Genomic DNA, 2,080 nt, shown 5'->3' on the forward strand with positions numbered 1-2,080 from the left:
GGGGGGGGTGGGGGGGGGGGGGGGGGTGGGGGGAGGGAAGGGGGGGGGAGGAAAGGAAGGGGGGTGGGGGGGGGAAACCTTTCGCCCCCCCCCCCACAGCCGTCTGCACATCCGGGCCCGCTTGAGGGCCCCTAGGGCCTGTCAGGGGCAGCGGATCACCTGGCCGGCGTAGGCCAGCCCGCCGCCGAAGCCGAAGAGCAGCACCGGATCGCCGCTGGTCAGCTCGCCGCGCTCGACCAGCTTGCTGAGCGCCAGCGGGATCGAGGCGGCCGAGGTGTTGCCGGAGTCCACCACGTCACGGGCGATCACCGCGCCGGTGGCGCCGAGCTTGTTGGCGATCGCGTCGATGATCCGCAGGTTCGCCTGGTGCGCCACGAAGCCCTTGAGCTCGCTGGGGTCGATCCCGGCCCGCTCGCAGGTCTGCCGGGCCAGTGGGGCGATCTGGGTGGTGGCCCAGCGGAAGACCGTCTGGCCCTGCTGGCCGATCACCGGCTTCCAGCCGGTGATGGTCACCGCGTCGGACTTCTCCGGTTCCGAGCCCCAGACCACCGGGCCGATCCCGGGCACCGCGCTGTCCGGCTCCGCCTCCACCACCGCGGCGCCCGCGCCGTCGGCGAAGATCACGCAGGTCGAGCGGTCGGTCCAGTCGATGGTGTCGGACATCCGCTCGGCCCCGATCACCAGCGCGCGCCGCGCGGCGCCGGCCCGGATCGCGTGGTCGGCGGTGGCCAGCGCGTAGGAGAAGCCGGAGCAGACCGTGTTGATGTCGTAGGCGGCCGGGCTCTTGATCCCCAGCCGGGCCGCGACGGCGCAGGCGGTGTTGGGGCTGCGCTCCACGGCGGTGCAGGTGGCCACCACCACCAGGTCGATGTCGTCGGGCGTGTGGCCGCTGTTGGCCAGCGCCTTCTGGGCCGCCTCGGTGGCGAGGTCGACCAGCGTCTCGTCCTCGGCGATGTGCCGCCGGCGGATGCCCACCCGGCTGCGGATCCACTGGTCGTCGGTGTCGACCAGCACGGCGAGGTCGTCGTTGGTGAGGACCTTGGCGGGCTGGTAGTGGCCGAGCGACACGATGCGGGAGGCGGTCATGCTGCCATGCAACCCGGTTACTCGCGCGTCAACTGCTCACGGCCCACGACAGGATCCGGCCCCGGAAGCTGTAGGAGCCTGACAACAGCCCTTGTGTACCAACGAAAAGCTACCGCTTTCCGGTGACGCAAAGAGAAAACTCAGATTGACGACCGGGGCCCGGTCAGGTGGCCAGCGAGGCCGCGTCGCCCATCACGATCACCGGATGGGCGGCCGGGTCGAGGGTGCGGATCAGCTGGAGCAGGTCGGCCTCGGCGAGCGAGACGCAGGCGTGGGTCGGGCCGCCGTGGTCCACGTGCAGCCAGACGCCGCCGCCCTTGGCCTCGCCCAGCGGCTCGCGGGTGTCCAGCGGGGAGGTGCCCACCACCCGGTTGTAGTCGATCGCCACCACGTAGTCGAAGGCTCCGGCCAGCGACTCGCCGTTGAACCCGGTGCCGGAGGCCACGAAGCCGCCGTCCTGGTGGTAGGGCAGCTTGCTGCCCGGGTCCGCCTTCAGTCCGCCCGCGTCACTGAGGGTGAAGACGCCGATCGGGCTGTGCAGGTCGTTGTTGTGCTTGTCGGCGCTCCAGCCCCCGTCGCCGTTGTGCGCGGGCCACGCCGTGCCGGGCCGCCAGCGGCCGTCGGGGGTGCGGGACCAGAGGGTCACGGTGGCGTTCGCCGAGTTCTTGTCGGCGCCGGAGGCCAGCACCACCTGGGTGCTGGCGGCCGGTATCTTCGCGGTGAAGCCCGGGCCGAGCCCGGGTATCGCGGCGTAGCTGCCGTCCGTCCGGTCGGAGCGGTCGGCGCTGGGGGCCTCGGTGTGCGCGGCGGCCGCGTCCGGCTGCGGTGAGCCGCTCGGGGTCGTCGCCGCCACCGGGGCCGGCAGCGGGCCGGCGGCGGCCTGTGCGGCCCCGCCACGGGCCGCGAACGCGCCCTCCGGGCCGAACCCCAGCCACCCCACCGCCACCGCGGCCAGCAGCGTCACCATGCCCGTGGTGACCGCCCGGCGGCGCCG

The 2,080-nt window shown here is 73.4% G+C and carries 2 protein-coding genes; both read right to left on the reverse strand.

What is annotated here, in order from left to right:
- Window positions 1-141 precede the first annotated feature (141 nt).
- Window positions 142-1,086 carry a beta-ketoacyl-ACP synthase III gene (locus ACQRUO_RS38730; protein ID WP_428320882.1) on the reverse strand — a complete coding sequence of 315 codons (945 nt, stop codon included), beginning with the start codon at window positions 1,084-1,086 and terminating at the stop codon, window positions 142-144.
- A gap of 163 nt (window positions 1,087-1,249) precedes the next feature.
- A partial coding sequence (locus tag ACQRUO_RS38735; RefSeq protein WP_428320883.1) for a L,D-transpeptidase family protein occupies window positions 1,250-2,080 on the reverse strand: 831 nt, incomplete at its 5' end.

It is taken from the genome of Kitasatospora sp. LaBMicrA B282 (assembly GCF_050325825.1).
Lineage (GTDB): Bacteria > Actinomycetota > Actinomycetes > Streptomycetales > Streptomycetaceae > Kitasatospora.

Excerpts from the sequence above, each read along its gene's own strand:
- ACQRUO_RS38730 (WP_428320882.1), bottom strand. The coding sequence starts at position 1,086 with ATGACCGCCTCCCGCATCGTGTCGCTCGGCCACTACCAGCCCGCCAAG.